Consider the following 25,118-nt stretch of genomic DNA (forward strand, 5'->3'; position numbering starts at 1 on the left):
TGCCCGCCGACCTCGCCGCGCTGAAGGAGCGTGTGGCCACGATCCTTCGCAACTACTCCAACGAAACTCTCGCCTCCATCACCGGCTACGAGTACCTGCGGAACATCTATTCTGCACAATCAGCTTAAGGAAATGGTATAATTAGCAAAAAGCCCGGCCCGCGGAGATCTCCGCGGGCCGGGGTGAAGGTTCACGTCAGCGGCCGTCCCGGATCGTCATCCGCCGGTGCACACGGTCATGCCGCTTTCCGGATCGATGGTGCAGCTGGGGCCGGGGGCCGGGCCGGGGTCGTCGCCGCCGTACGGCGCCGCCGTTCCGCGCACCCGCATGATCCCCCAGATCCCGCCGTCGAACCCGAACGACCCCTGGTCGCGGAACAGGAAGTCGCCCGGCAGGTGGTTCACGCCGCCCGCCCCGTGCCTGGGCAGGATGTCGAAGTGGTCGCCCGGGCCGTGGCCGTCGCGCGCGCCCTTCCACTCGCTGAAGGGGTTGCTGGCGATCACCCGCGAGCTGTCGGCGTACGGCTCCTGCTCCCAGATGTGGCCGTGCAGGTTGAACACGTGGTTGCGCGCGTGCCCGCCCGGCTCCAGCACCCGGAGCCGCACCGCCTGCCCCGGCGCCGCCCGGAAGATCGGCGTCTGCGCCGAATCTCCCTGCAGCACCGCGTGCAGGTCCAGGTTGCGGGTGAAGCCCAGCGTTGCGTCGGGCGAGAAGCCCTTGCGGAACCAGAGCGGCTCCGTGCGGTAGTTCAGCCCCTTCTGCCCCGAGTCCTCGGGATCTTCCTCGCGCGCCAGGTTGGGCACCGGGTCGCCCGCGTTGTAGTGCGCGGTGACGATTCCCGTCCGCCCCGCGCACAGCCCGGGGTCGGCGTCGGGATCGGGGTGCGAGCAGTTCTCCACCGGCAGGTCCACCGCGCTGCCGAAGCGCAGGTTCACGTCGTTCTGGAAGAGCAGCACCTGCTCGCGGAAGAGCGTGGTGCCGTCGCTGCGGCGGATGGTGGCCGAGGCGCGCGTCCCCGGGTCCGTCACCCACTGGCTTCCCTTCGGCTCCACGATCAGACCGGCGATGGCGCCCTTGTTGGAGTGCTGGATGCGGTCCGACGAGATCAGGTTGATGGCGCCGAACTCGGCCGGGCGCGCCACCAGCGAGATCCCCCGCGTGCCCGGGTACACCGTGCCCGCGTACCACTGGTACCAGCGCCACTTGCCCGGGGGCACCGTGGTGTTCTGGTTGATGCCGATCGACGAGCCGTCGGAGTTCTGCACGTCGAGCGTCACCAGCTGCGCGTGCAGCCCCACCAGCGACGACGGAACGACGTGGTTGGCGTTGAACTGGTCCACGATCATGGGCAGGGTGTTCCACCCGTCCAGGTCGGGAAGGGTCGCCGGCAGCCGGTTGCGCAGGCGCACCAGCACGCAGTCGCCCGCGTTGGCGCGCATCACCAGCGGCTCGGGGTTGGCCGGCACCCGGCCCCGCATCAGGTCGGCGTCGTAGACGTAGACCACCGCCGTGGGGTCGTTCAGCGGCCCGCCGCGCGAGGTGCGCGTGTTGTACACCAGCTTCCCGCCCGGCAGCATGGACGCCGGGATGGCGCTGATCTCGTACACCCGGAGCGGCGCCACGCGCGGGCACACGCCCCAGAAGCCCACGTTCGGGCTGGGCTGGCTCTTGTACGTGGTGCTTCCCTCCGGCGCCTCGGCCGCGGGCGCCTCGGTGCTGGGCTGCAGCTTCGCGTCCGTGGCCTCGGGAGTCGCCCCCTCGGTTGCCACGTACTCGGTGCCGCTGCTGGCGTCGTACTCGAACACCTCCACGTTGCTCACGCCGCCCTCGGCGTCGGTGCCGTACCCGGCCGCGGTGCTGTCGGCCTCGGTGGCGGTCCCGGCGTCGAACTCGGCCGCCTTGGCCTGGGTCACCGTGGGCTCGCTGGCGTCGAGCGTGGCCACGTCGCCCGTCCAGGTGGTGGAGTCGTTCGGGTCGGGGAAGGTCGACGCCGAGCGGAAGGCCACCGCCCCGTCGATGGTGGCCGCGCGCCCCGCCGCGGCGTCCAGGTCGGCCATCTCGGCCGAGGTGGCCAGCGGCCGCGCGGTGGTCAGCCGCAGCAGGTCGCCGCGCGGGCGGCGGTACGAGCGGATGACGCCCCACTGCCCGTTCCACTGGTCGTCGACCGCGCTGCCGCCCCGGTACTGGTAGTCGGCCACGCTGTCGCGCCCGTTCCCCGGCAGCGGGTTCAGCGCGAACTCGTGCCACTCGCTGATCCCCGCCATCTGCCCGGCGCGGAACCCGGAGTTGGGCGCCAGCCGCTCGAACAGCCAGCGCGAGCCGCTGATCCCCCAGTTGTGCCCCTCCTCGTGCGCGCCCACCAGCAGGCGGATGAGGATGCGGTCGTCCTCGTACGTCCTGAGCAGCGGGGTGAAGGGGTCGCGGTCGCGCTCGCCCACGCGGCGCCCGTACGGCCCCGGCGCGTTCAGGCGCGCGTCGGCGCGCACCACGGTGTCGGCGTAGGCCAGCGACAGGTCGCCCTGCACGCCGCCCGCCTGCGAGTTGCCGGCCGGATCGCGCACGCGCAGCGCCAGCGGCTCGTTGCGGTAGTTGATCAGCATCGTGCCGGGATCGTCGAGCGCGATGAGCTCCGGGCACGGCGGCGTGTCGATGTGGTTGGGGCAGATCCCCCGCGCCAGCGGCGGCCGCAGCAGGTCGTGGATCCCCGCCTCGTCCTTCCCCGGCGGGTTGATGGGGTACTGCACCTTGATGGCCGGGCCGATAAAGGCGACGCGGCTGTCGGAGGTGCCCGCCTCCGTCACCGGCACGTCCACCGTTCCCGTTCCCGTGGCGGTGTTCCCGCTGAAGCCCTCGCGCCCGTACGCCAGCGAGAAGTCGGCGATCTGGATGCCGAACTCGCGGTAGCTCTGGCGGCTGTCGGGATACAGCACGTCGGCGCGCCAGCTCGTCGGCCCCCCGTCGAAGCGGGTGCCGAAGATCCGGCCGTTCTCCGGGTCGCGCCAGGTGGTGGTGGCATCTTCCGGCAGCAGCCCGGCGTACAGCCCGGTCTGCTGGTGGGTGCTGGGGCCGAAGTGGTCGTGCGTGAACACGGTGGGCAGCGGCGTGCTCCGCCCCCCGCCCCGCGGCACGGCGTCGACCCACCAGCGCTGGATGTTCTCCTGCGCGCCCACCTCGGCGGTGAAGTACGGGTGCGGCCGTGCGACCGGGCAGGTCGCGGTCCCGTCCCTCGCATCACCCGAGTCCAGCCCGGTGCACCCGTTCTGGCGGCGGATGGCGCGGATGGAGGCCCGCACGGCGTCGGGGGCCAGCGCGCCGTCCTCGTAGTTCCACCCGTTGGCCGAGCCGTCGGAACTGGTCACGTCGAACTTCACCAGGTGGATGTGCTGCCCGATGATGTCGGTGGGCGTCTGCACCTGGAAGTCGTCAACGTTGTACTCGCCGGGGATCAGGTTCACCAGGTGGTAGGTGAGGCACGCGTTGTTGCGGGCGCGGAAGAAGAGCGGCTCCGGCGCCTTGGCCTGCGTGCGGAAGCTGTCCACGTCGGCCCACAGCCCGAACATGCGGTGCTGGCTGAACGACCAGCGCGCCTTGTTGTAGAACGCGGTGATCTGGAACCCCGCCGCCTTGTAGTCGGTCGAGTCGCCCATGCGCACCCCGCGGATCCCGCACGGGTCGGCGAAGGGCGCGCCCGGCGCGGGCGGCAGGCCGTTGGTCTCGAAGGTCCCGTAGGTGGTCCACTGCCCGGCGATGGGCGTGCTGTAGCCGGTGCGCGCGTGGAAGCGCATGGCGGCCTGCTCCAGCGGCGTCCCGTTGTTGGGCAGGAAGTTCACCGCCAGCAGCGAGTCGTGCTTGCTGAAGTCACGCGTGTTCAGCGCCGGGAAGGTGGCCACCCCGCCCGTCACCACGTGCCGCGGCAGCCCGCCGTCGAAGGCCAGGTCCAGCGGCGGCTGCGGCGGCCGGTGCCCGGCCACGCCCGGGATGTAGAACGGGTACCCCGGCATGGTGTCGGCCGGGAGCGGCGCCAGCGCGTAGGTGGGAATGGGCACCACCGCGGGAATCGGCGTCCCGGCCGCGATCTCGCCGTCGGGCAGCGCGCGCGAGCCCGCCGCGGGGCGGCCGTCTGCGTCCAGCACCGTGCCCGCCTCGAACACGTCGTGGTTGCGCCACAGCCCCCACATCCCCTGCGCGAAGTGGGGGTAGAAGTGGCAGTGGAAGATGGCGTCGCCCGGCGTGTCGTTGCGGTTCCCCGAGCCGCCGTAGGTGATCTCGTAGGTGAAGCCCGCCCCCGGCCCGATCGCCTGGCTGTCCTTGTAGTTCGACAGCGAGTCGTTGGGCGTGTTCATCCACTGGTGGGCGTGCAGGTGGAAGATGTGGTGCTCCTTGGGACCTGCGTGGATGTTGCGGATCTTCACGTGGTCGTTGATGTAGCTGTGGAAGACGTTGCTCGGGTCGTCGGGGAAGAACGCCTTCGTCGCCCGCGGCCCCGGCGCCGGCGGATGGCTGGGGTCGAAGTCCGCCGCGGCGGGAACGTCGACCACCATCGCCGGGTCGCCCACCGCCCAGGAGGAGAGGAAGAACTCCTCGAACTTGCAGTCGTTGCACTTCCACATCGGGCCCAGCCCGAAGCGGTTGGCCAGGATCTCCGAGCCGATGCCGCCGGTGCCGTAGTTGATGGCGAAGGCGTCGCGGCCGCCGGCCAGCGTGAACTTGAACTGCTGGCTGCGGTAGATCGAGTCGAACGCCTGCACCAGCCCCGCCTCGTCGTGGAAGATCACCGTGTGCTCGCGGAAGGGCCGCAGCCGGTCCGGGTACACGGGCACGCCGGGGTTGGCGAACGAGCTCGCGGGGAAGTCGCCGCGGCTGGGCCCGGTGATGATGGCGCTGATGTCGGACCACACGATGGTGTCGCCCTTCATCATGTTCAGGATGGGCCGCCCGGCCAGCGGGTGCCCCGACGGGTACACCGCGTCGTAGCTGATGCGCGGATACTGCGGCGCGGGGACGCACGCCGGATCGGTGGGATACAGCACCGAATCGGCCGGCACCGGCTGCTCCTCGACCGCCGTGTCCGGCGGCACGGGGTCGGTGGTCGGCATCATGTTGGCCGACGACGTGGTCTCCCCCGACGCGGTGGTTGCCGAAGTCTGCTGCTGCGGTGGCGACTCGTACGGCGTCGGGCAGAAGCTCTTGGTGATGGCGCTGGCCAGGCGCAGGTCCTCGGCGCTCACCTGGCTGCGGTAGAACTCGCCGCCGGCGGGCTCCACGTTCACGGCGCCGAACAGGCCGCGCGAGATCTGCCCGCCGTCGCCCTCGCCGCCGGTGGTCTGGGCGGTGGAGTACAGGAGGTAGGTGCCCTCCTTCTCGGCGAACAGCACGTAGGTGCGCGTGCCGCCGGGGGCCACCAGGCTGGGGGTGTTCTGCTGCACCGCGCTGCCGTCGTCCTCGATCGAGCGGACCAGCTGCATGCCGGTCACGTGGATCGACACGAAGCGGTTGCTGTCGGGGTGCGCCGTGTCGACGGTGGGCGAAAGGAGGTTGCGCAGCGTGACCTGCAGGCACTCGCCCGCGTTCACGCGCAGCACGATGGGGCGCGGGCGGCGCCCCGGGCGCAGGTGGGCGTTGCCGGTGGCGCCGGGGCCGCCGGAGCTGTTCACCACGTCCTGCTCCAGCGCGAACATCAGCGCGTCGGGAGCGTTGGCGCCCAGCCGGTTGTACCAGATGAACTGCTCGAAGGCCGCCACGCGGGCGACCCGGGTCCGGGTGCACTGCGCCTGCAGCGGGGCCGCTCCTGCGGCCACCAGCAGCAGCAGCGCCAGCGCCAGGCGGTGGATGCCGCGCCCGGGCGGCGGTGGGGCACGAAACGGGTGCATGGGCTTTCCTGCGGCATAGGGTGAGTGCCGTTGCCGGACCCGCCCCCGCGCTCGCGCACGCCGGCGCGGCGGTTCCCGGGGCTCCGGAGCGCCGTGCCACGCGCATCTTCGGCGCGGGGACGGGACGCGTGCGTCGGTTCTCCGACGGGAGCGGGGCCGGGCGCCGGGGTGCAGGGCGCGGTGACGGGGTCCGGCGCGCCGCAAAGGCAACCGCCGTTCCCCGACATACGTTTACAGCCAAGTGTTTATGCAGGCGGAAGATGTGCTTCGATCTGATACGGAATGGACCCCATACGCCGCGCACAGATCATGTGCAACGGCCGACGGAGAGGCACAAACCCTGTTCCTGCGCGGAAATTCCGGGGAGATGGGAAGGCGAAGAGGGAGCGGAGGGGAGGAAGTGGATCAGGAGCAGATCAGTGGGATCGCGTGAATCTGATTGGGTATAAATCGCAATTCGATGGACATTTCTGTAGACGATCCGCTCTCATCTCCATCGCGTTGTGAAGAGATGCTGGTGCGTCTCCCGGCACCGCGGCCCTCTCCCCCCGGCCCCTCCGCCCGCTCCGCGGGGGAGGGGTGAACTCAGCGCGAAGAGAGCCTTCGGAACACGCCGCGATGCTGGATCGGGCCTCGCATCGCGCCACCGCCCGACGGGACGCGGCCGCGCACGGAAGCTGGGCACGCACCGATCCCGCCGTTGATCTTCATCCCCCGTCCCGCAAAAAAGCCCGGCCCGCGGAGACGTCCGCGGGCCGGGGAAAATGGTTTCGTTCGCGGGCCGGTCAGATCGCCATTACTGGCAGACGGTCTGGCCGGTCTGCGGGTCCATGGTGCAGCTGTCCACGGGCTCCATCGGGGCGGGTGTGGGCGAGGTCGTGCCGACGGAGTTCGCCAGCACGCGCAGGATCCCCCAGATCCCCCCGTCGAACCCGAACGACGCCTCGTCGCGGAAGAGGTAGTCGCCCGGCACCCGGTACAGCCCGCCCGCCCCGTGCCGCGGCACGATGTCGAAGTGCTCGCCCGGGCCGTGGCCGTCGCGCGCGCCCTTCCACTCGCTCAGCGGGTTGTGGATGATCGCGCGCGAATTGCGGCCGTACGGCTCCTGCTCCCAGATGTGCCCGTGCAGCACGAAGGTGTGGTTGCGCGCGTGCCCCTGCGGCTCCAGCACCCGCAGCCGCACGCTGTCGCCCGCCACGGGGCGGAAGATGGGCGTCTGCGCCGAGTCGTTCTTCAGCACGTCGTTGAACTGTAGCCCGCGGGTGAAGCCCAGCTCTGCGTCGGGCGCGAAGCCCATCCGGAACCACATGGGCTCCGTCCGGTAGTTCAGCCCCTTCTGCCCCGAATCCTCCGGGTCTTCCGCCTGCGCGGTGTTGGGCACCGCGCTTCCCGCCGCGAAGGTGTGCGTGGCCACCCCCGTGGTCGACGTGGCGCACGCCGCCGGCACCGGGCCGTCGGGGTGCGCGCAGCTCACCGCCGGAAGCGTGGCGGCGCTGCCGAAGCGCAGGTTCACGTCGTCCTGGAAGAGGAGCACCCCCTCCTTGAACGCCACCCCGTTGTCGCTGTCGCGGCGGACCACCGCCTCGGCGCGGTTGGCGGGGTTCACCGTCCAGTGCGTGAGCGACGGCTCCACCACCAGCGCCGCGAAGGCGCCCTTGTTGGAGTGCTGGATGCGGTCCGGCGAAACCAGGTTCACCGCGCCGAACTCCACCGGCCGGGCGCGCAGCCTTCCCGTCCCGGTGGGCAGCACCGTTCCGGCGTACCACTGGTACCAGCGCCAGCGCCCCGGGGCCACGGTGGTGTTGCGGTTCAGCCCGATGGACGCGCCGTCGGAGCGCTGCACGTCGAGCGACAGGAGCTGCGCCTGCAGCCCCACCCGCGACGAGGGGCGCACCTGGTTCGCGTTGAAGCGGTCTACGATCACCGGCAGCGTGTTGAAGCCGCTGCTGTCCGGCAGCGTGGCCGGCAGCCGGTTGCGCAGCCGCACCAGGATGCAGTCGCCCGCGTTGGCGCGCAGCACGAGCGGCTCCGGGTTGCGGTTCAGCTTCCCGCTCACCAGGTCGGCGTCGAACACGTACACCACGGCCGTGGGATCATAGAGCGGCCCGCCGTTGGTGGTCCGCGTGTTGTACGTCAGCCGCCCGTTCGGCAGCGCCGTGGCGGGGATGGCGCTCACCTCGAACACCCGCAGCGGCGCCACCCGCGGGCACACTCCCCAGAAGCCCACGTTCAGCGACCCCGGCTGGCTGGTGTACGTGGTGGTCGCCGGAGCGAACGACTCGTCGGGGGCGATGACGGCCGCCGACGACACCGAGGTCGCGTCCTGCTGCAGCGCCAGGCTGGGCGACTTGGTGGCCACGTTGGGGTCCGAGGTGGTCAGCGTCTCCTGCCCGGCGGCGGGATCGTAGTCGAAGGTCTCGTGGTCAATCCCCCCCTCGGACTCGGTCCCGTACCCCGCCTGCACGCTGTCGCTGGCCGTGGCCGTTCCCGTGGCGAAAGCCTGCTGCTGCGTAGCGGTGGCCGTGGACGCCGAGGCGTCGAGCGTGGCCACGTCGCCCTCCCACGTGGCCGGGTCGTTGGGGTTGGGGAAGGTGCTGGCGGTGGAGAAGGTCGACGCGCCCGAAAGCGTGGCCTTCCGCCCCGCGGCCGCGTCGGCGTCGGCCGCGTTCAGGCTGGTGGACACCGGCGCGGTGGTGCTCAGCCGCAGCAGGTCGGTGCGCGTCCTGCGGTAGGCGCGGATCACCCCCCACTGGCCGTGCCACTGGTCGTCCACCGCGCTCCCGCCGCGGTACTGGTAGTCGGCCAGCGTGTCCAGCCGGTTGGTCATCAGCGGGTTCAGGTTGAACTCGTGCCACTCGCTGATCCCCGCCATCTGGCTGGCCCGGTAGCCGGAGTTGGGCGACAGGCGCTCGAACAGCCAGCGCGTGCCGTTGATCCCCCAGTTGTGCCCCTCCTCGTGCGCGCCCACCAGCAGGCGGACGAGGATCCTGTCGTCCTCGTAGGTGCGCATCAGCGGGGTGAAGGGGTCGCGGTCCTGCTCGCCCGGCCGCCGCCCGTACGGGCCGATGGAGTCGAAGCGGGCATCCTGGCGGAAGGGCTCGTTGCTGTAGGCCAGCGACAGGTCGCCCCCGTTCCCCGCGCTCTGCGAGTTGTTGGGATGGTTGCGCACCCGCATGGCCACCGGCTCGTTGCGGTAGTTGATCAGCATCGTGCCGGGGTCGTTGGCCGAGATGATCTCCGGGCAGCCCAGGGCGGACGAGGTGCCGTTGGGGCACTGCCCGGCCAGCGGCGGGCGGATCAGGTTGGGCAGCCCCACCTCGAACTTGCCGGGGGGGTTGATGGGCGGCACGCGCGTGGACGTGCCCGCGAACCCCTCGGCCCCGTACGCCAGCGAGAAGTCGGCGATCTGGATGCCGAATTCGCGGTGGTTCAGCGTGGGCGCGGCCGCGTAGAGGATGTCGGCGCGCCAGCTGGTCGGCCCGCCGTCGAAGCGGCCGCCGAAGGTGGTGCCCGTCTCCGGGTCGCGCCAGGTGGTTCCCCGGTCCTCGGGAAGGAGGCCGGCGTAGAGGCCCACCTGCTGGTGCGTGCTGGGCCCGAAGTGGTCGTGCGTGAAGACGGTGGGCAGCGCGGTGGTGTCGCCGCCACGGGGGACCGGGTCCACCCACCAGCGCTGGATGTTCTCCTGCGCGCCCTTCCAGGCGGTGTCGCCCTGGAAGCCGGTGTAGGTGTGGTACTTCGCCACCGGGCAGGTGGCGTTGCCGTCGCGGGTGTCGCCGGAGTTCAGCCCCGTGCACCCGTTCTGGCGGCGGATGGCGCGGATCGCCTCGCGCACGGCGCCGGGCGAGAGCGCGCCGTCCTCGTAGTTCCACCCGTTGGCCGCGCCGTCGCTCGAGGTCACGTCGAACTTCACCAGGTGGATGTGCTGCCCGATGATGTCGGTGGGCGTCTGCACCTGGAAGTCGTCCACGCGGTACTCGGGCGGAATCAGGTTCACCAGGTGGTAGGTGAGGCACGAGTTGTTTTGCGCGCGGAAGAAGAGCGGCTCGGGCGCGCGCGTGCCGTTGACGAACCCGGCGACGTCCGCCCAGAGCGCGAACATGCGGTGCTGGGAGAAGGACCAGCGCGCCTTGTTGTACAGCGCGGTGATCTGGAACCCCGCGGCCTTGTAGTCCAGCGAGTCGCCCATCCGCACCCCGCGGATGCCGCACGGGTCGGCGAAGGGGGCGCCGGGCGCGGGGGGAAGCCCGTTCGTCTCGAAGGTTCCCGTCGACGCCCAGCTGTTGGCGATGGGCGTGGTGTAGCCCAGCCGCGCGTGGTAGCGCATGGCCGCCAGCTCCGTGGCCGTGCCGTTGTTGGCCAGCGTGGTGACGGTCAGCAGCGAGTCGTGCTTGCTGAAGTCGCGCGTGTTCAGCGCCGGGAAGGTGGCCACGCCGCCGGTGACCACGTGCCGCCGCAGCCCGCCGTCGAACGCCAGGTCCATCGGCGGCTGGGGCGGGCGGTGGCCCGCGACGCCGGGGATGTAGAAGGGGTAGCCCGGCACGCTGTCGGTCGGCAGCGGCGCCAGCGCGTAGGTGGGCATGGGGACCACCGCGGGGATCGGCGTTCCCACGGCGATCTCGCCGTCGGGCAGGGCGCGCGCGCCGGCGGCGGGGCGCCCGCTGGCGTCGAGCACCGTGCCGCCCTCGAAGACGTCGTGGTTCCTCCACAATCCCCACATCCCCTGCGCGAAGTGGGGATAGAAGTGGCAGTGGAAGATGGCGTCACCCGGCGTGTCGTTGCGGTTGCCGCTGCCGCCATAGGTGATCTCGTACGTGTACTCCCCGCCCGGCCCGATGGCCTGGCTGTCCTTGTAGCTGGAGTTCACGTCGTTGGGCGTGTTCGTCCACTGGTGCGCGTGCAGGTGGAAGATGTGGTGCTCCTTGGGCCCCGCGTGAAGGTTCCGGATCTTCACGTGATCGTTGATGTAGCTGTGGAAGACGTTCGACGGGTCTTCCGGGAAGAGCGCCTTGGTGGCCCGGGGCCCGGGGACGGGCGGGTGCGCCGGGTCGAAGTCCGCCGCCGCGGGGACGTCGACGACCATCGCGGGATCGCCGACGGCCCAGGAGGAAAGGAAGAACTCCTCGAACTTGCAGTCGTTGCACCTCCACATCGGCCCCAGCCCGAAGCGGTTGGCCAGGATCTCGGCGCCGATGCCGCCGGTGCCGTAGTTGATGGCGAAGGCGTCGCGCCCGCCCTGCAGGGTGAACTTGAAGGTCGTGCTGTCGAAGATGGGGTTGAACGCCTGCACCAGCCCCACCTCGTCGTGGAAGATCACCGTGTGCTCGCGGAACGGCTTCAGCCGGTCAGGGAAGACGGGAACGACCGGGGTGGGATAGGCCGACGACGCGAAGTTGCCGCGGTTGGGGCCGGTGATGATGGCGCTGATGTCGCTCCACACGATGGTGTCGCCCTTCAGCATGTTCAGGATGGGGCGCCCGGCCAGCGGATGGGCGCCCGGGTAGAGGGCGGTGTAGCTGATCTTGGGATACCCGTTCACCGTCTGCGCCACGCCCGAGACCAGCGAGGCCAGCCGCATGTCCTCGGCGGTCACCTGGCTGCGGTAGTACTCGGCGCCCGCGGGCTCCACGTTCACGGCGCCGAACAGGCCGCGGTCGATCTGCCCGCCGTCGCCCTCGCCGCCGGTCATCTGCGCGGTGGAGTAGAGGAGGTGCGTTCCCTCCTTCTCCGCGAAGAGCGTGTAGGTGATGGAGGCGCCCGGGCCCACCAGCCCGCTTGCGTTCTTCTGCACCCACGAGCCGTCGTCCACGATGCTGTTCACCAGCTGCATCCCGTTCACGTGGATGGACACCTGGCGGGTGCTGTCGGGGTGCGCGGCGTTGCGGACGGAGAGCAGGTTGCGCAGCGTGATCTGCAGGCACTCGCCCGCGTTCACGCGCAGGACCAGCGGGCGCGGGCGGCGGCCGGCGCGCAGCTGCGCGTTGCCGGCGCTCGCGGCGCCGCCGGTGCTGCTGACCACGTCCTGCTCCAGCGCGAACATCAGCGCGTCGGGGGCGTTGGCGCCCAGGCGGTTGTACCACACGAACTGCTCCAGGGCCGCCACCCGGGCGACCTTGGTCTTCGTGCACTGCGCGGAAAGCGGCGCCGCGCCGGCCGCCGCCAGGAGCAGCGCCAGCGCAATGCGGGGTGTGCCGCGGCCGGGCGGCCGGGGTCGGTGTTGCCAGACCATGATGGGGCTCCTCCGTGGGACCGGTGAGCGGGACGGCGGCGGCCGCGGCTCGTGGCGCGCGCCGCCGGATGGGGGTGATGCGAGGCGGGGCTTTCTCCTGGGAACCGGGTGGGCGGAGAGGGTGGATAGCGGCTTCCAGAGGCAAGCGCCGCTCCCCACTAACGTTTACCGCCAACTAGATGCAGAGCCGGGAGATGCGGCGAAGGTGCGACAAAGCGTCCTCTCCCCGCGCGCACAGAAGGTGTGCACGGGCGCTGGATGGCGGCACAGGTTCTGTGTAGCGGATGAGAGGGAAGGGAGATGCGGGTCGTCCGAGAGATGGATCGCATTATTGAGGAGATTCGATCGGGTTATTTCTCGCGGGGGATGAGGCTGGTGCGTCTCCCCACGCCGCGGACCCCTGACCCCGTCCACCAAAACCGACTGGGGGGAGGGGGAGACCTCATCGCGAGGAGAGGCTTTCAGTGCGGAACGGAGACATCCTGCCCGCCTTGCTGGCCCTCTCCCCCGGCCCCTCCGCCCGCTCCGCGCGGGAGGGGAGAACTCAGTGCATGGCGAGCCTTCGTCGCATCGCCGCAATGCCGGGGTGGGGTTCGCGGGGGACGCTGGAACGCGCGGCAAGCCTGGACTGCGGTGAGTATCTTCGTCCTGATCGAGCGGTGATTACTCCATCCGCGCGAGAGAAAAAAGCCCGGCCCGCGGATGTCTCCGCGGGCCGGGGTTGAAGTGTGCCCGATCCGGAATCTCAGTCCATCGCCCTCGCCGTCAGTTGCAGACGGTGGCGCCGGTCTGCGGATCTACCGTGCAGTTGTCCAGCGTGGCGCTCCCCTGCCCGGGGTTCGACGCGCCGCCGGTGGTCGTCGTGGTCGTGGCGCCCGAGGGCGGCAGCACGCGCAGGATTCCCCAGATCCCGAAATCGAAGCCGAACGCGGCCTCGTCGCGGAACAGGTAGTCGCCCGGCACGCGGTTGATGCTGCCTGCGCCGTGCCGCGGGATCACCTCGAAGTGCTCGCCGGGGCCGTGGCCGTCGCGCGAGCCCTTCCACTCGCTCCACGGGTTGTGCGCGATCACCCGCGAGCTGTCGGCGTACGGCTCCTGCTCCCACACGTGCCCGTGCAGCACGAACACGTGGTTGCGCGCGTGCCCCTGCGGCTCCAGCACCCGCAGCCGCACGCTGTCGCCCGCCGTCACCCGGAAGATGGGCGTCTGCGCCGAGTCGCCCTGCAGCACCGACTTGAACTGCAGGTTGCGCGTCAGGCCGAAGTCCGCGTCGGGCGCGAACCCCTTCCGGAACCAGAGCGGCTCGGTGCGGTAGTTCAGCCCCTTCTCGCCGCTGTCCTCGGCGTCGTCCTCGCCGCCCAGGTTGGGCACCGGCGCGCCCGCCGCGAAGGTGTGGCTGGCGATGCCGCTGGCCGTCCTGCACTCCGGCGGCAGCTCGCCGTCCAGCGGCGCGGCGCAGTTCACCGCCGGAAGGGTGACGGCGCTGCCGAACAGCAGGTTCACGTCGTCCTGGAAGAGGAGCACCCCCTCCTTGAACAGCGTGGCCCCGGTGCTCCGGTTCTGGATCACCGCGGCGGCGCGGTTGGCCGGGTTCACCACCCACTTGGTGTTGGCCGGCTCCACGATCAGCGCCGCGATGGCGCCCTTGTTGGAGTGCTGGATGCGGTCCGACGAGGTCAGGTTGATGGCCCCGAACTCGGCCGGCGTGGCGCGCAGGTGCCCGTTCGACATCGGGTACACCGTGCCCGCGTACCACTGGTACCACCGCCACCCGCCGGGGGCCACCGTGGTGTTGCGGTTGGCGCCCACCTGCGAGCCGTCGGAGTACTGCACGTCCAGCGAAACCAGCTGCGCGTGCAGCCCGACCCGGGCCGACGGCACCACCTGGTTGGCGTTGAACTGGTCCACGATCATCGGCAGGGTGTTGAACCCGTTGATGTCGGGAAGCGCGTTCGGCAGCCGGTTGCGCAGCCGCACCAGCACGCAGTCGCCCGCGTTGGCGCGCAGGATCAGCGGCTCGGGGTTGCGCGTGAGCTTTCCGCTCACCAGGTCGGCGTCGTACACGTAGACCACGGCCGTGGGGTCGTACAGCGGCCCGCCGTTGGTGGTCCGCGTGTTGTACACCAGCCGGCCGCCCGGCAGCGCCGTGGCCGGGATGGCGCTGATCTCGTACAGGCGCAGCGGCGCCAGCCGCGGGCACACCCCCCAGAAGCCCACGTTGCCAGACCCCGAGATGCTCTGGAACACCGGCGCGCTCGACGTGCCGCTCGAGGTGCCGTTGGCCGACATCGACAGCGTGCCCGGCGACGCCGGGGCCGTGGACGCCGTGTCGGCGGTGAGCTGGGTGCTGCTCGGCTGCAGCGCCTTGCTGGGCGCGTTGGGGTCCGAGGTGGCCACGTACTCGGTGCCCGTATCCGGGTCGTACTCGAAGATGTCGTACTGGATCCCGCCCTGCGCGTCGTTGCCGTACCCCGCCTGCACGCTGTCGCTGCTGGTGGCGATGGCCGTGGCGTTCATCGTCGACGTGCCCGGCTGCGCCGTCGCGGGCGAGGTGGGAGACGTGGCGTCGAGCGTGGCCACGTCGCCCTTCCAGGTGGTCGAATCGTCCGACGCCGGGAAGGTGGTGCTGGTGCGGTACGCCGTCTCGCCGTCGCTGTGGGCGCGGCGGCCGGCGGCCGCGTCCTTCAGCGCGCCGTCGCGGCTGCTGGACACCGGGCGGAAGTCGTCCAGCCGGGCCAGGTCCTTCCGCGGCGAGCGGTAGGCGCGAATGATCCCCCAGGTGCCGTTCCACTGGTCGTCCACGGCGCTGCCGCCGCGGTACTGGAAGTCGGCCACGGTGTCGCTCTTGTTGGCCAGCAGCGGGTTCAGCGCGAACTCGTGCCACTCGCTGATCCCCGCCATCTGGCTGGCCCGGAAGCCGGAGTTGGGCTCCAGCCGCTCGAACAGCCAGCGCGTGGCGTTGATCCCCCAGTTGTGCCCCTCCTCGTGCGCGCCCACGAGAAGGCGGATGAGGATGCGGTCGTCCTCGTACGTCCGCATGAGCGGCGTGTACGGGTCGCGCGGCAGCTCGCCCACCCGCGCGCCGTACGGCCCGAAGGTGTTCAGCCGCGTGTCGCGCCGGATGGGGCGGCTGCTGTACGCCAGCGACAGGTCGCCCGTGGTGTCGGCCGGCTGCGAGTTCGTCGCGGGATTCCTGACCCGCAGCGCCAGCGGCTCGTTGCGGTAGTTGATCAGCATCGTCCCCGGGTCGTCGGCCGAGATGATCTCCGGGCAGCCGAGCGCCGACGACGAGCCGTTGGGGCAGGTTCCCGCCAGCGGGGGACGAAGGAGGTGCGGGAGGCCCACGTCGATCTTGCCCGGCGGGTTGATGGGCGGCGTGCGCCCGGCGCTCCCCGCGAAGCCCTCCTGCCCGTACGCCAGCGAGAAGTCGGCGATCTGGATGCCGAACTCGCGGAAGCTGCGCCTGGGCGCCGACGGGTAGAGGATGTCGGCCCGCCAGCTGGTGGGCCCGCCGTCGAACCGCGTGCCGTAGAACACGGTGGGGTTCTCGGGGTCGCGCCACTGCGTGGCCGAGTCCTCGGGCAGCAGCCCGGCGTACAGCCCGGTCTGCTGGTGCGTGCTGGGCCCGAAGTGGTCGTGCGTGAAGATGGTGGGCAGCGGCGTGCTGGTTCCCGCGCCGCGCGGCACCGCGTCCACCCACCAGCGCTGCAGGTTCTCCTGCGCCCCCTTCCAGGCGGTGTCGCCCTGGAAGCCGGCGTAGGGGTGATACTGCGCCACCGGGCACGCCGTCGTCCCGTCGCGGGCGTCGCCCGAGTTGCGGCCGGTGCAGCCGTTCTGCAGGCGGATGGCGCGGATGATCTCGCGCACCGCGTCGGGCGCCAGCGCGCCGTCCTCGTAGTTCCACCCGTTCGCCGCGCCGTCGGACGAGGTCACGTCGAACTTCACCAGGTGGATGTGCTGCCCGATGATGTCGGTGGGCGTCTGCACCTGGAAGTCGTCGACCTTGTAGTCCTTGGGGATCAGGTTGACCAGGTGGTAGGTGAGGCAGGCGTTGTTGCGCGCCCGGAAGAAGAGCGGCTCCGGCGCCTTCGTCCGCGCGGTGAAGCCCGCCACGTCGCCCCACAGGCTGAACATGCGGTGCTGGCCGTAGCTCCACTGCGCCTTGTTGTAGAACGCGGTGATCTGGATCCCCGCCGCCTTGTAGTCCACCGAGTCGCCCATCCGCACCCCGCGAATCCCGCACGGGTCGGCGAAGGGGGCGCCCGGCGCGGCCGGCAGGCCGTTCGTCTCGAACGTCCCGTTGGTCGTCCACAGGTTGGCGATCGGCGTGGTGTAGCCCAGGCGCGCGTGGAAGCGCATGGCCACCTGCTCGTCGGTGGTTCCCGTGTTCGGGAGCCAGTTCACGGTCAGCAGCGAGTCGGCCTTGCTGAAGTCGCGCGTGTTCAGCGCCGGGAAGACCGAGACGCCGCCGGTGACCACGTGCCGCGGCAGCCCGCCGTCGAAGGCGAGATCGAGCGGCGGCTGCGGCGGACGGTGGCCCGCGACGCCGGGGATGTAGAAGGGGAAGCCCTTCATGCTGTCGGTGGGCAGCGGCGCCAGCGCGTAGGTCGGCATCGGCACCACCGCGGGGATCGGCGCGCCGGCGGCGATCTCGCCGTCGGGAAGCGCGCGCGCGCCGGGGGCGGGACGGCCGTTCACGTCCAGCACGGTGCCGCCCTCGAACACGTCGTGGTTGCGCCACAGCCCCCACATCCCCTGCGCGAAGTGGGGATAGAAGTGGCAGTGGAAGATGGCGTCACCCGGCGTGTCGTTGCGGTTGCCGCTGCCGCCGTAGGTGATCTCGTAGGTGAACGCCCCGCCGGGACCGATCGCCTGGCTGTCCTTGTAGTTGGAGAGCGAGTCGTTCGGCGTGTTGATCCACTGGTGCGCGTGCAGGTGGAAGATGTGGTGCTCCTTCGGACCGGCGTGAAGGTTCCGGATCTTCACGTGGTCGTTGATGTAGCTGTGGAAGACGTTGCTCGGGTCGTCGGGGAAGAGCGCCTTGGTCGCCCGGGGCCCCGGTGCCGGCGGGTGCAGCGGGTCGAAGTCCGCCGCGGCGGGAACGTCGACCACCATCGCCGGGTCGCCCACGGCCCAGGCGGAGAGGAAGAACTCCTCGAACTTGCAGTCGTTGCACTTCCACATCGGGCCCAGGCCGAAGCGGTTGGCCAGGATCTCGGCCCCGATGCCGCCGGTGCCGTAGTTGATGGCGAAGGCGTCGCGCCCGCCCTGCAGCGTGTACTTGAAGGTGGTGCTGTCGAAGATGGGGTTGAACGCCTGCACCAGCCCCACCTCGTCGTGGAAGATCACCGTGTGCTCGCGGAAGGGCTTCAGCCGGTCCGGGAACACGGGCACGGTGGGGTTGGCGTACGCCGCCGAGGCGAAGTTGCTGCGGTTGGGGCCGGTGATGATGGCGCTGATGTCGCTCCACACGAGGGTGTCGCCCTTCAGCATCGACAGGATCGGCCGCCCGGCCAGCGGGCCCGAGGCGTAGCTCGCCAGGTAGTTGATCTTGGGATAGCCGTTGGCCGTCTGCGCGTTCCCCGCCGCGTCCAGCGAGGCCAGGCGCATGTCCTCGGCCGTCACCTGGCTGCGGTAGTACTCGGCGCCCGCGGGCTCCACGTTCACCGCGCCGAACAGGCCGCGCCCGATCTGCCCGCCGTTGCCCTCGCCGCCCGTCATCTGCGCGGTGGAGTACAGGAGGTAGGTGCCCTCCTTCTCCGCGAACAGCAGGTAGGTGAGGGACGAGCCGGGAGAGACCAGCGAGCTGGCGTTGGCCTGCACCGCGCTCCCGTCGTCGGCGATGGTGCGCACCAGCTGCATCCCGTTCACGTGGATCGAGACGTCGCGGGTGCTGTCCGGGTGCGTGGGCCCGGCCGGCGAAAGCAGGTTGCGCAGGGTGATCTGCAGGCACTCGCCCGCGTTCACGCGCAGGACGAGCGGACGCGGGCGGCGGCCGGCGCGCAGCTGCGCGTTCCCGGCGCTCGCGGCGCCGCCGGTGCTGCTGACCACGTCCTGCTCCAGCGCGAACATCAGCGCGTCGGGGGCGTTGGCGCCCAGGCGGTTGTACCAGATGAACTGCTCCAGGGCCGCCACGCGGGCGACCTTGGTCTTCGCGCACTGCGCCGCCAGCGGCGCCGCGCCGGCCAGCGTCAGCAGCAGCATGGCCACCAGCCGCGCCGCTCCGCGCCAGGGTGGTAGGGATGGGGATGCACTTCGCATGGGCGTCGTCCGTCCTGCCTGGTGAATGGATGGTTCCGGGTGGGATTCCCCGCGCACCGGCGCCCGCGCCTCCGGCCTTTGCGGGAGCGTGCCCACGCCCGGGCGCGGTGAGACGCGCCGGGCGTCTGGAGACGTGTGGCGCCGCGGGTGCCGGCCATGCCGAGCCGGCGGGTACGCGGGCGCCGGTGCGCGGGGAATCCGCCGCCGCCCAAGGCACCATGCGTTCCACTACAGATGTTTTACGCCAAGTATCTGCAAACCGGCGAGATGGCCCTCAACCAGACATTCCGCAACCCCGCCCCGCGTGCACAGATGATGTGCAAGGGCGCCCGATCGAGCACAGGATCTGTGTATCGGACGAGCAGGACGGGAGGGAGACGACGAGCGGCATGAGCGTCACTAAGTCACTGCTATTACACAACTAAGTAGCAGATGCAACAATCCCGCTGTGCGACGGAATGCGTGATGACGGAGATAACGATGGGTTCAGAAACATCTGGGGACGAGCAGAAGCAGCAATTCACACTTTATGGTCACGAGAACCGGCGAAAGGCGAGCGGCAGTAATCCCGAACACGCACCGTTAGTGACAATCAAGGTAACGAGAGATGAAGAGTCCTTCACGTCAGGCCGGCGCCGCGGCCCTCTCCCCCCGGCTCCTCACCCGAAACTGCCTGGGGGAGGGGGAGACCTCATCGCGAGGAGGGGTTTTCGGCGCGCGCTGGATGCATCCTGCCCGCCAGGCTGGCCCCCTCCCCCGGCCCCTCCGCCCGCTCCGCGGGGGAGGGGAGAACTCACCGCGAGGAGCTTCCGGAGCGCCTCCCAAGCTAGGCAGGGCCTCGCACCACGCGAGAATCCTACGAGTGCGCTACCACCTGCGCGCCCCGAACGAAGTTACCCCCTCCCGTTATCGGGAGGGGGTACGCGGCCCCAGCCGCGGGGGGAGGGCTCCGCAGCGGGCACAGCGGTCATCCACACACTGATGCAACGCGGCCCGCCGATGCCACGCACTCACGCACTTCCGCACTCACGCACTTCGTATCTGCCTCAGCTTCTGCCGCAGCGTGTTGCGATGGATGCCCAGCATGCGCGCGGTGTCGCCCAGGTTGCCGCCGGTGAGGTCCAGCGCGCGGCGGATGTGGCGCCGCTCCAGCTCGCGCAGCGGGAGGAAGCGGTCGGCGTCGGGCTCGGGCGGGTCGGTGGCGCTCAGCACCTCGGGCGGCAGGTGCTCGGCGCGGAGGGCGTCGCCGTCGGCCACCAGGACGGCGCGCTCCATCACGTTGCGGAGCTGGCGCACGTTCCCCGGCCAGCCGTACGCCCGCAGCCGGTCTGCCGCCTCGGGCGCCAGCGCGCGCACCGGGCGCCCGTGCTCGGCCGCGAAGTGCTCCAGGAAGCGGCTGGCCAGCAGGTCCACGTCGTCGCCCCGCTCGCGAAGCGCGGGGAGCTGCACCACGACCACGGCCAGGCGGTAGTACAGGTCCTCGCGGAAGCGCCCGGCGGCGACCTCGGCCTCCAGGTCGCGGTTCGTCGCCGCGACGACGCGCACGTCGACCCGGACGGAGGTCTCGCCGCCCACGCGCTCGATCTCGTGCTCCTGCAGGACGCGCAGGATCTTGGCCTGCATGGTGGGGCTCATGTCGCCCACCTCGTCCAGGAACAGCGTGCCGCCGCTGGCGCGTTCGAAGCGCCCCAGCCGCCGCGCCGACGCGCCGGTGAAGGCGCCGCGCTCGTGCCCGAAGAGCTCGCTCTCCAGCAGCGTCTCGGGGATGGCGGCGCAGTTCACCGCCACGAACGGCCCGCGCGCGCGCCGGCTGCTCTCGTGGACGATGCGGGCCAGCAATTCCTTGCCGGTGCCGCTCTCGCCCTGCACCAGCACGGTGGCGGTACTGTCGGCCACCTGCCGCGCCACCTTCAGCGCCGCCAGCGCGCGCGGGCTGCGCGCCAGGAACGCGGCCTCGGCGGGCTCGCGCGGCGGCACGGCGCTCAGCACGCGCGCGGGCACGGCGGCCGCGGTGGCGGCGCTGCTGCGGTACGGAACCATGGGTCGGGTGGGCTCCCGCATCGTTTCGTCAGGGATGGAGCGTCTGCCTTGCGGCTCGCGATTCAGCGTTCCTCGATCTCCGTCAGCGGCGCCAGCCTGCCGCCCGCCAGCACCGCCACCGCGCGGATCCGCGCGCGCTCGGCCGGCCCCTTCCCCCGCGCCTCCACCCGCACCTCGCCATAACGCGGGGTGAAGGCGATGCGGGCCAGCAGCTCGGCCATCCGGTCCTGCACCCGCTCGCGCTCGCCGGGCCGGAGCGCCGCCACCACCTCGTACGCGCTGAGGAAGGGCGCGGCCCGCCGCCGCTCGATCACCGCCCGCGCGGAGCTCGCGTCGAACCCCGGCAGCGTCCGCAGCACCGCCATCGGCGCGGAGTTCAGGTTCACCCGGCCGTCGCCCGCCACGCTCAGCAGGGGGGCCACGGCGCGGTACATCTCCCCCGTCACCCCCGGCACCTGGCGCAGCTCCTCCACCGTCCGGAAGGCGCCGGCGGGGGGGCGGACCGCGGCGGCCAGGGTGTCTTCCGGCGCGGCGGCCCAGCGCGATCCGTTCTTCGCCCGCCAGTCCACGATCGCGTAGGCCATGGCGTAGCTCACGTCCGGCGACAGCCCGGCTGCCGTTCCCAGTGCGCGCAGCTCGGCGGCGGGGGCGAGATTGAGCTGCACCTTCGCGCGGGCGTCGGTGACGGTCACGCGCACCTTCACGCCGTCGTAGTCCAGCTCCCCGGGGCGGACCACGGAGGTGTCGGTGGCGGGCGGAAGGCCGGCCGCGGACGAGGCGTTCAAGCGCGCGCGGAGCGCCTCCTCGGCATGGGCCAGCCCGCCGCGCGCGGCCCAGCGGGCGCGCCCGGCCAGGCGCGCCGCCGAGGCGCCGCGCAGGTCGCCACGGGCGCCGGACTGGAGCTCAGCGGCCAGGGCCGCAGCCAGGAGCAGCGCCCAGAGCACCGCAATCAGGGCGAAGCCCCGCCGGTCGGTGCGCATCCGTTCCTCCGCTCAGGGTCTGCAGGCCGGGCCTGAGCGGCACCCGCACCGGGAGCCGCAGCAGGTTGGGAAAGCCGCCCGCGCGCGGGTCGGCCGCGTACTCGGGGGCGGGGGTCACGCGAAGCTCCACCGCCTCGGGGAGCACCGAGTCCGACGCCCACGCGTCCGTCCAAACCTTCCGGTCGCGCAGGGTGAAGCGGTAGCGCACGTCCAGCCCCCCCGCCGCGCGGGCGACCACCAGCGTCTCGGCCGGCTCGCTCCGAGGTCCGAGCGAGGAGATCTCGGCCAGCAGCCCGGACGGGCCGAAGGAGGAGCGGCCGATCCAGAGCCGCACCCGCCGGGGTCCGGGACGCAGCGCGCCGCCGTCCTCCACCGCGAAGCTCAGCTCGTCGCGCGGGAGGCCGGCCGCGCGCCGGTCCGCGCCGTCGAAGCGCCCGCTGCCGTCGAAGAGCGCGGCGGCGCGCACCCACTCCTGCAGCGTCTCGCGCGCGCCGGCGCCGGGAATCGCCATCTCCCTGCCCCGCTCCGCCGCCCGCCGCGACGCCGCCAGCGACCCCACCACCCCGTACGCCGCCGCCGACACCGCGCCCGCCACCACGATGGCCACGAGGACCTCGACCAAGGTGAAGCCGGCGGTGGAGCGGGTGGATCGCAAGGTCGTCATGACGATCATCAAGCACAGTTGGGATGGTGGTACTCATCGCCGGTTCGACATTCGTGCGCGGGCGCGGTGCCCGTGGAGCGGCCCACCCAGCCATCCCCGCATCACCGGAGGAGGGGCCAGCCAGGCGGGCAGAATCTCGCCCAACCAGGCCGCCGCCTCTCCTCTCGATCAGGTCTCCCCCTCCCCAGTCTGTTTTGGGGGAGGGGGCGGGGGGAGAGGGCCGCGGCGCCGGGAGACGCACCATCATCATCCCCCGCCAATCCTCCTGTCCCCTGTCCCCTGTCCCCCTCCGCACTACCGCCCGCTGAACTCCGGCAGCATCTCGGGGCGATGGAACGTCGTCTCCAGCGAGTAGCTGCCGCCGGGCCAGTCGACCACCACCGCGGCGCGGATCAGCGCGGGCGACTGCGGCTCGGTGCGCAGGAGCGCGTGCCACGTCCATCCGCCGTACGGCGCCGCGAACCGTCCCTCGCGCGGCGCCAGGTACGCGGCCAGCGAGTCGGGCGGGAGAAGCGACAGCTCTTCCATCCGCGCCTCGGCCAGCGCCACGGCCTCGCGCGCGGGGCCGACCTTCGCCTCGTTCACCAGCGCCTGCCGCGCGGCGCCGAGGAGCGGCACCAGGGCGACGGCCACGATCAGCAGCGCCACCACCGCCTCGATCAGCGTGAAGCCGCCGCGGTCAGCGAGCCGCATGCGCCGCCCCGCTCCAGGCGTCCACCGTGATGTCGATGCGCCCGCCCGCGTCCGCCACGCCGATGCGGTCGGCGCGGGCGCGGCCGGCGGCGTCGAAGCTCACCCGCGCCGCGTCTCCACCCGCGCGGCCGGCCACGACGCGCCCGTCGGCGGGGAGCGGGAGCGTGCCCGCGCGCAGGGTGTCGCGCGCGCCGTCGTCCGCGTCGGCGGTGACCGCGAAGGCGCCGTCGCCGGGGCGCACCTCCACGCGGACGGGGGTGCCGCGCGTGGCCGCATCGGCGCGGGCGCGGGCGAGCACGTGCAGCAGGCTGTCCGCGGCGGCGCCGGCGCTCCGCTCGTGCGGCGGCCGCAGCGCGGGAACCGCCACCGAAGCGGCGATCGCCAGCATCGCCATCACCACCAGCAGCTCGATCAGGGTGAAGCCGCGCGTGGCCCACCCGAGCATCCCCGCATCTCCGAAAGCTCCCCCGCGCTGAGTTCTCCCCTCCCCCGCGGAGCGGGCGGAGGGGCCGGGGGAGAGGGCCAGCCGGGCGGGCAGGGCGCATCCTCTCCGCGCGGCGATCTCTCCTCGCGCCGAGGTCCCATCATCCCCCAATCGGTCTGGAGGGAGGAGGCAGGGGGAGATGGAGATCTCCATCTCCCTAATTCCTCCGCCTTACGTCCACTAATGCCACTTCATCGGACTCGGGCGTGGGGGTGCCGCCGCCCTGCGGGGGCTGCTGCGGCTGCGCGGGCTGCGGGGCGATCAGCGGCGTGCCCGCGCGCGGGCGGCCGGGGGCGCCGGTGGTGTCCTGCTGGCTCTTCCAGAAGAGCGGGATCGAGTCCGGGAGCGCGCGGTCCAGCCGCTCGGTGCGGTCGCGCACCATCTGCGTGGCGCTGTCCATGTCCGCGTCGCTGTACAGCACGTGCGGGACGAGGAAAAGGAAGAGCTCGGTCGACGTCTTCTGCCGGCTGGTGGAGCGGAAGAGCGCGCCCAGGATGGGGATGTCCTTGAGGATCGGGATCCCCGAGTTGCTGCTGTTGCGCTGGTGGTCGATGAGGCCGCCGATGACCACCGTGTGCCCGTCCTGCACCAGCAGCCGCGTCTCCGCCTCGCGCGTGGAGATGATGGGCGCGCCGAACTGCGTCTCGCTGGTCGCGTTGCTCACCTCCTGCAGGATGGCCAGCGTCACGTAGCCGTCCGGGTTCACCGTGGGGCGGATGGTGAGCTGCGTGCCCACGTCGCGGTACTGGATCACCTGGTCGCGCACCGCGTTGTCGGTGGGCAGCGAGCGGGAGATCTGGATGAACGGCCGCTGGTCGCCCACCAGGATGCGCGCGGGCTCGTTGTTCTGCGCCATGATGACGGGGCGCGAGAGGATGGTGACCTCGCCGCTGGCCGCCAGCGCGTGCAGGATGACGTTGGCCTGCACGTTCCCCAGCTTCAGGATGCGCAGTGCCACGTCGCCCGCCGTGCCGCCGATCAGCTCGCCGCCGATGGTGGTGCTCCCCTCGTTGCCGATGGTCTGCGTCGGCACCCGGACGTCCACCCCCAGCCCGAACTGGCTGTTGCGGCGCACCTCGGCGATCACCACCTCGATCATCACCTGCAGCGGGCGCGTGTCCAGCTGGTCGATGGCCTGCCGCAGCGTCTCGTAGTCCGCCGGGGTGGCGCGGATCAGCAAGGCGTTCGTCCGCGCGTCGGCGAAGATCTGCACCTGGCCCTGCAGCGCCGCGTTCATCCCCGGCTGCGCGCGGGGGACGCGCGGCTGGCCGTTGGCGTCCAGCGACTGCCCGCGCAGCTGCTCGGTGAGCGACTGCGCGCGGTCCTGCCCCGCCGCCCCGTCGCCGATGCCGAAGAGCGCGCCGATGCTGCGGGCCATGTCCTCGGCCGGCGCGTGGCGCAGGCGGTGGACGAACACGCGCACCGAGCCGTCCTGCGGCCCCGCGTACGCCGGCGACGCGGCCTGCGGCTGCGCCGCCCGCGCGGCCGCCGCCTCGTTGGGCACGATGCGCAGCAGCCCGGCGCCCTCGTCCTTCAGCTCCAGCTGGTTGGCCTGCAGCAGCGAGTTCAGGTAAACGCGCAGCTGCGACGGCGCCACCGGCTGCGTGGTGCGCAGCGTCACCGTCTTCTGCGGCAGGTCGCCGTACACCACGTTCAGCCCCGCCGCGTCCGCCAGCGCGGCCACGACCAGGCGCATGTCGGTGTTCTGGAAGTCCACCTGCACGCCGCCCGGCGTGCGGATGACCCCCGCCGGCTGCTGCTGCCCCGCGGCCGGCGTCGTCATGACGGCGGTGGCGGCGAGGATCGCCGCGGCGGCCGCGGCGACCGCGCGCCTGACCACCCGTGCGCGGCCGGGCCCGGTGGCGGGGCCAGGCCCCGCACCGGCGGCTGAAGCCGCAGC

Annotated in this window: 9 protein-coding genes; all 9 read right to left on the reverse strand. The window is 71.7% G+C overall.

What is annotated here, in order from left to right; translation table 11 throughout:
* Nucleotides 1–215: 215 nt before the first annotated feature.
* Nucleotides 216–5,870 carry a multicopper oxidase domain-containing protein gene (locus VLK66_RS16335; RefSeq protein WP_325310518.1) on the reverse strand — a complete coding sequence of 1,885 codons (5,655 nt, stop codon included), beginning with the start codon at nucleotides 5,868–5,870 and terminating at the stop codon, nucleotides 216–218.
* A gap of 796 nt (nucleotides 5,871–6,666) precedes the next feature.
* On the reverse strand, nucleotides 6,667–12,096 hold the full coding sequence (locus VLK66_RS16340; RefSeq protein ID WP_325310519.1) for a multicopper oxidase domain-containing protein: 5,430 nt from the start codon (nucleotides 12,094–12,096) through the stop codon (nucleotides 6,667–6,669).
* 765 nt (nucleotides 12,097–12,861) lie between these two features.
* On the reverse strand, nucleotides 12,862–18,300 hold the full coding sequence (locus VLK66_RS16345) for a multicopper oxidase domain-containing protein (protein ID WP_325310628.1): 5,439 nt from the start codon (nucleotides 18,298–18,300) through the stop codon (nucleotides 12,862–12,864).
* Nucleotides 18,301–19,383: 1,083 nt separating this feature from the next.
* On the reverse strand, nucleotides 19,384–20,397 hold the full coding sequence (locus tag VLK66_RS16350; RefSeq protein ID WP_325310520.1) for a sigma-54 dependent transcriptional regulator: 1,014 nt from the start codon (nucleotides 20,395–20,397) through the stop codon (nucleotides 19,384–19,386).
* A gap of 62 nt (nucleotides 20,398–20,459) precedes the next feature.
* Nucleotides 20,460–21,377 (reverse strand): type II secretion system protein GspK, encoded by a 918-nt coding sequence (locus tag VLK66_RS16355; protein ID WP_325310521.1) that lies wholly within the window; start codon nucleotides 21,375–21,377, stop codon nucleotides 20,460–20,462.
* The gene (locus VLK66_RS16360; RefSeq protein WP_325310522.1) at nucleotides 21,301–22,041 is read right to left on the reverse strand and encodes a prepilin-type N-terminal cleavage/methylation domain-containing protein; all 741 of its coding nucleotides are present in this window, start codon (nucleotides 22,039–22,041) and stop codon (nucleotides 21,301–21,303) included. Before VLK66_RS16360 ends, VLK66_RS16355 begins: the two co-directional genes overlap by 77 nt.
* A 294-nt stretch (nucleotides 22,042–22,335) precedes the next feature.
* Nucleotides 22,336–22,734, reverse strand: a complete 399-nt coding sequence (locus VLK66_RS16365; RefSeq protein ID WP_325310523.1) for a type II secretion system protein — start codon at nucleotides 22,732–22,734, stop codon at nucleotides 22,336–22,338.
* Nucleotides 22,721–23,179 (reverse strand): GspH/FimT family pseudopilin, encoded by a 459-nt coding sequence (locus VLK66_RS16370; protein ID WP_325310524.1) that lies wholly within the window; start codon nucleotides 23,177–23,179, stop codon nucleotides 22,721–22,723. Before VLK66_RS16370 ends, VLK66_RS16365 begins: the two co-directional genes overlap by 14 nt.
* 196 nt (nucleotides 23,180–23,375) lie before the next feature.
* Nucleotides 23,376–25,058: a type II secretion system protein GspD gene (locus VLK66_RS16375; RefSeq protein WP_325310525.1), complete on the reverse strand. Its 1,683-nt coding sequence runs from the start codon at nucleotides 25,056–25,058 to the stop codon at nucleotides 23,376–23,378.
* Nucleotides 25,059–25,118 lie beyond the last annotated feature (60 nt).

This window comes from Longimicrobium sp. (genome assembly GCF_035474595.1).
Lineage (GTDB): Bacteria > Gemmatimonadota > Gemmatimonadetes > Longimicrobiales > Longimicrobiaceae > Longimicrobium.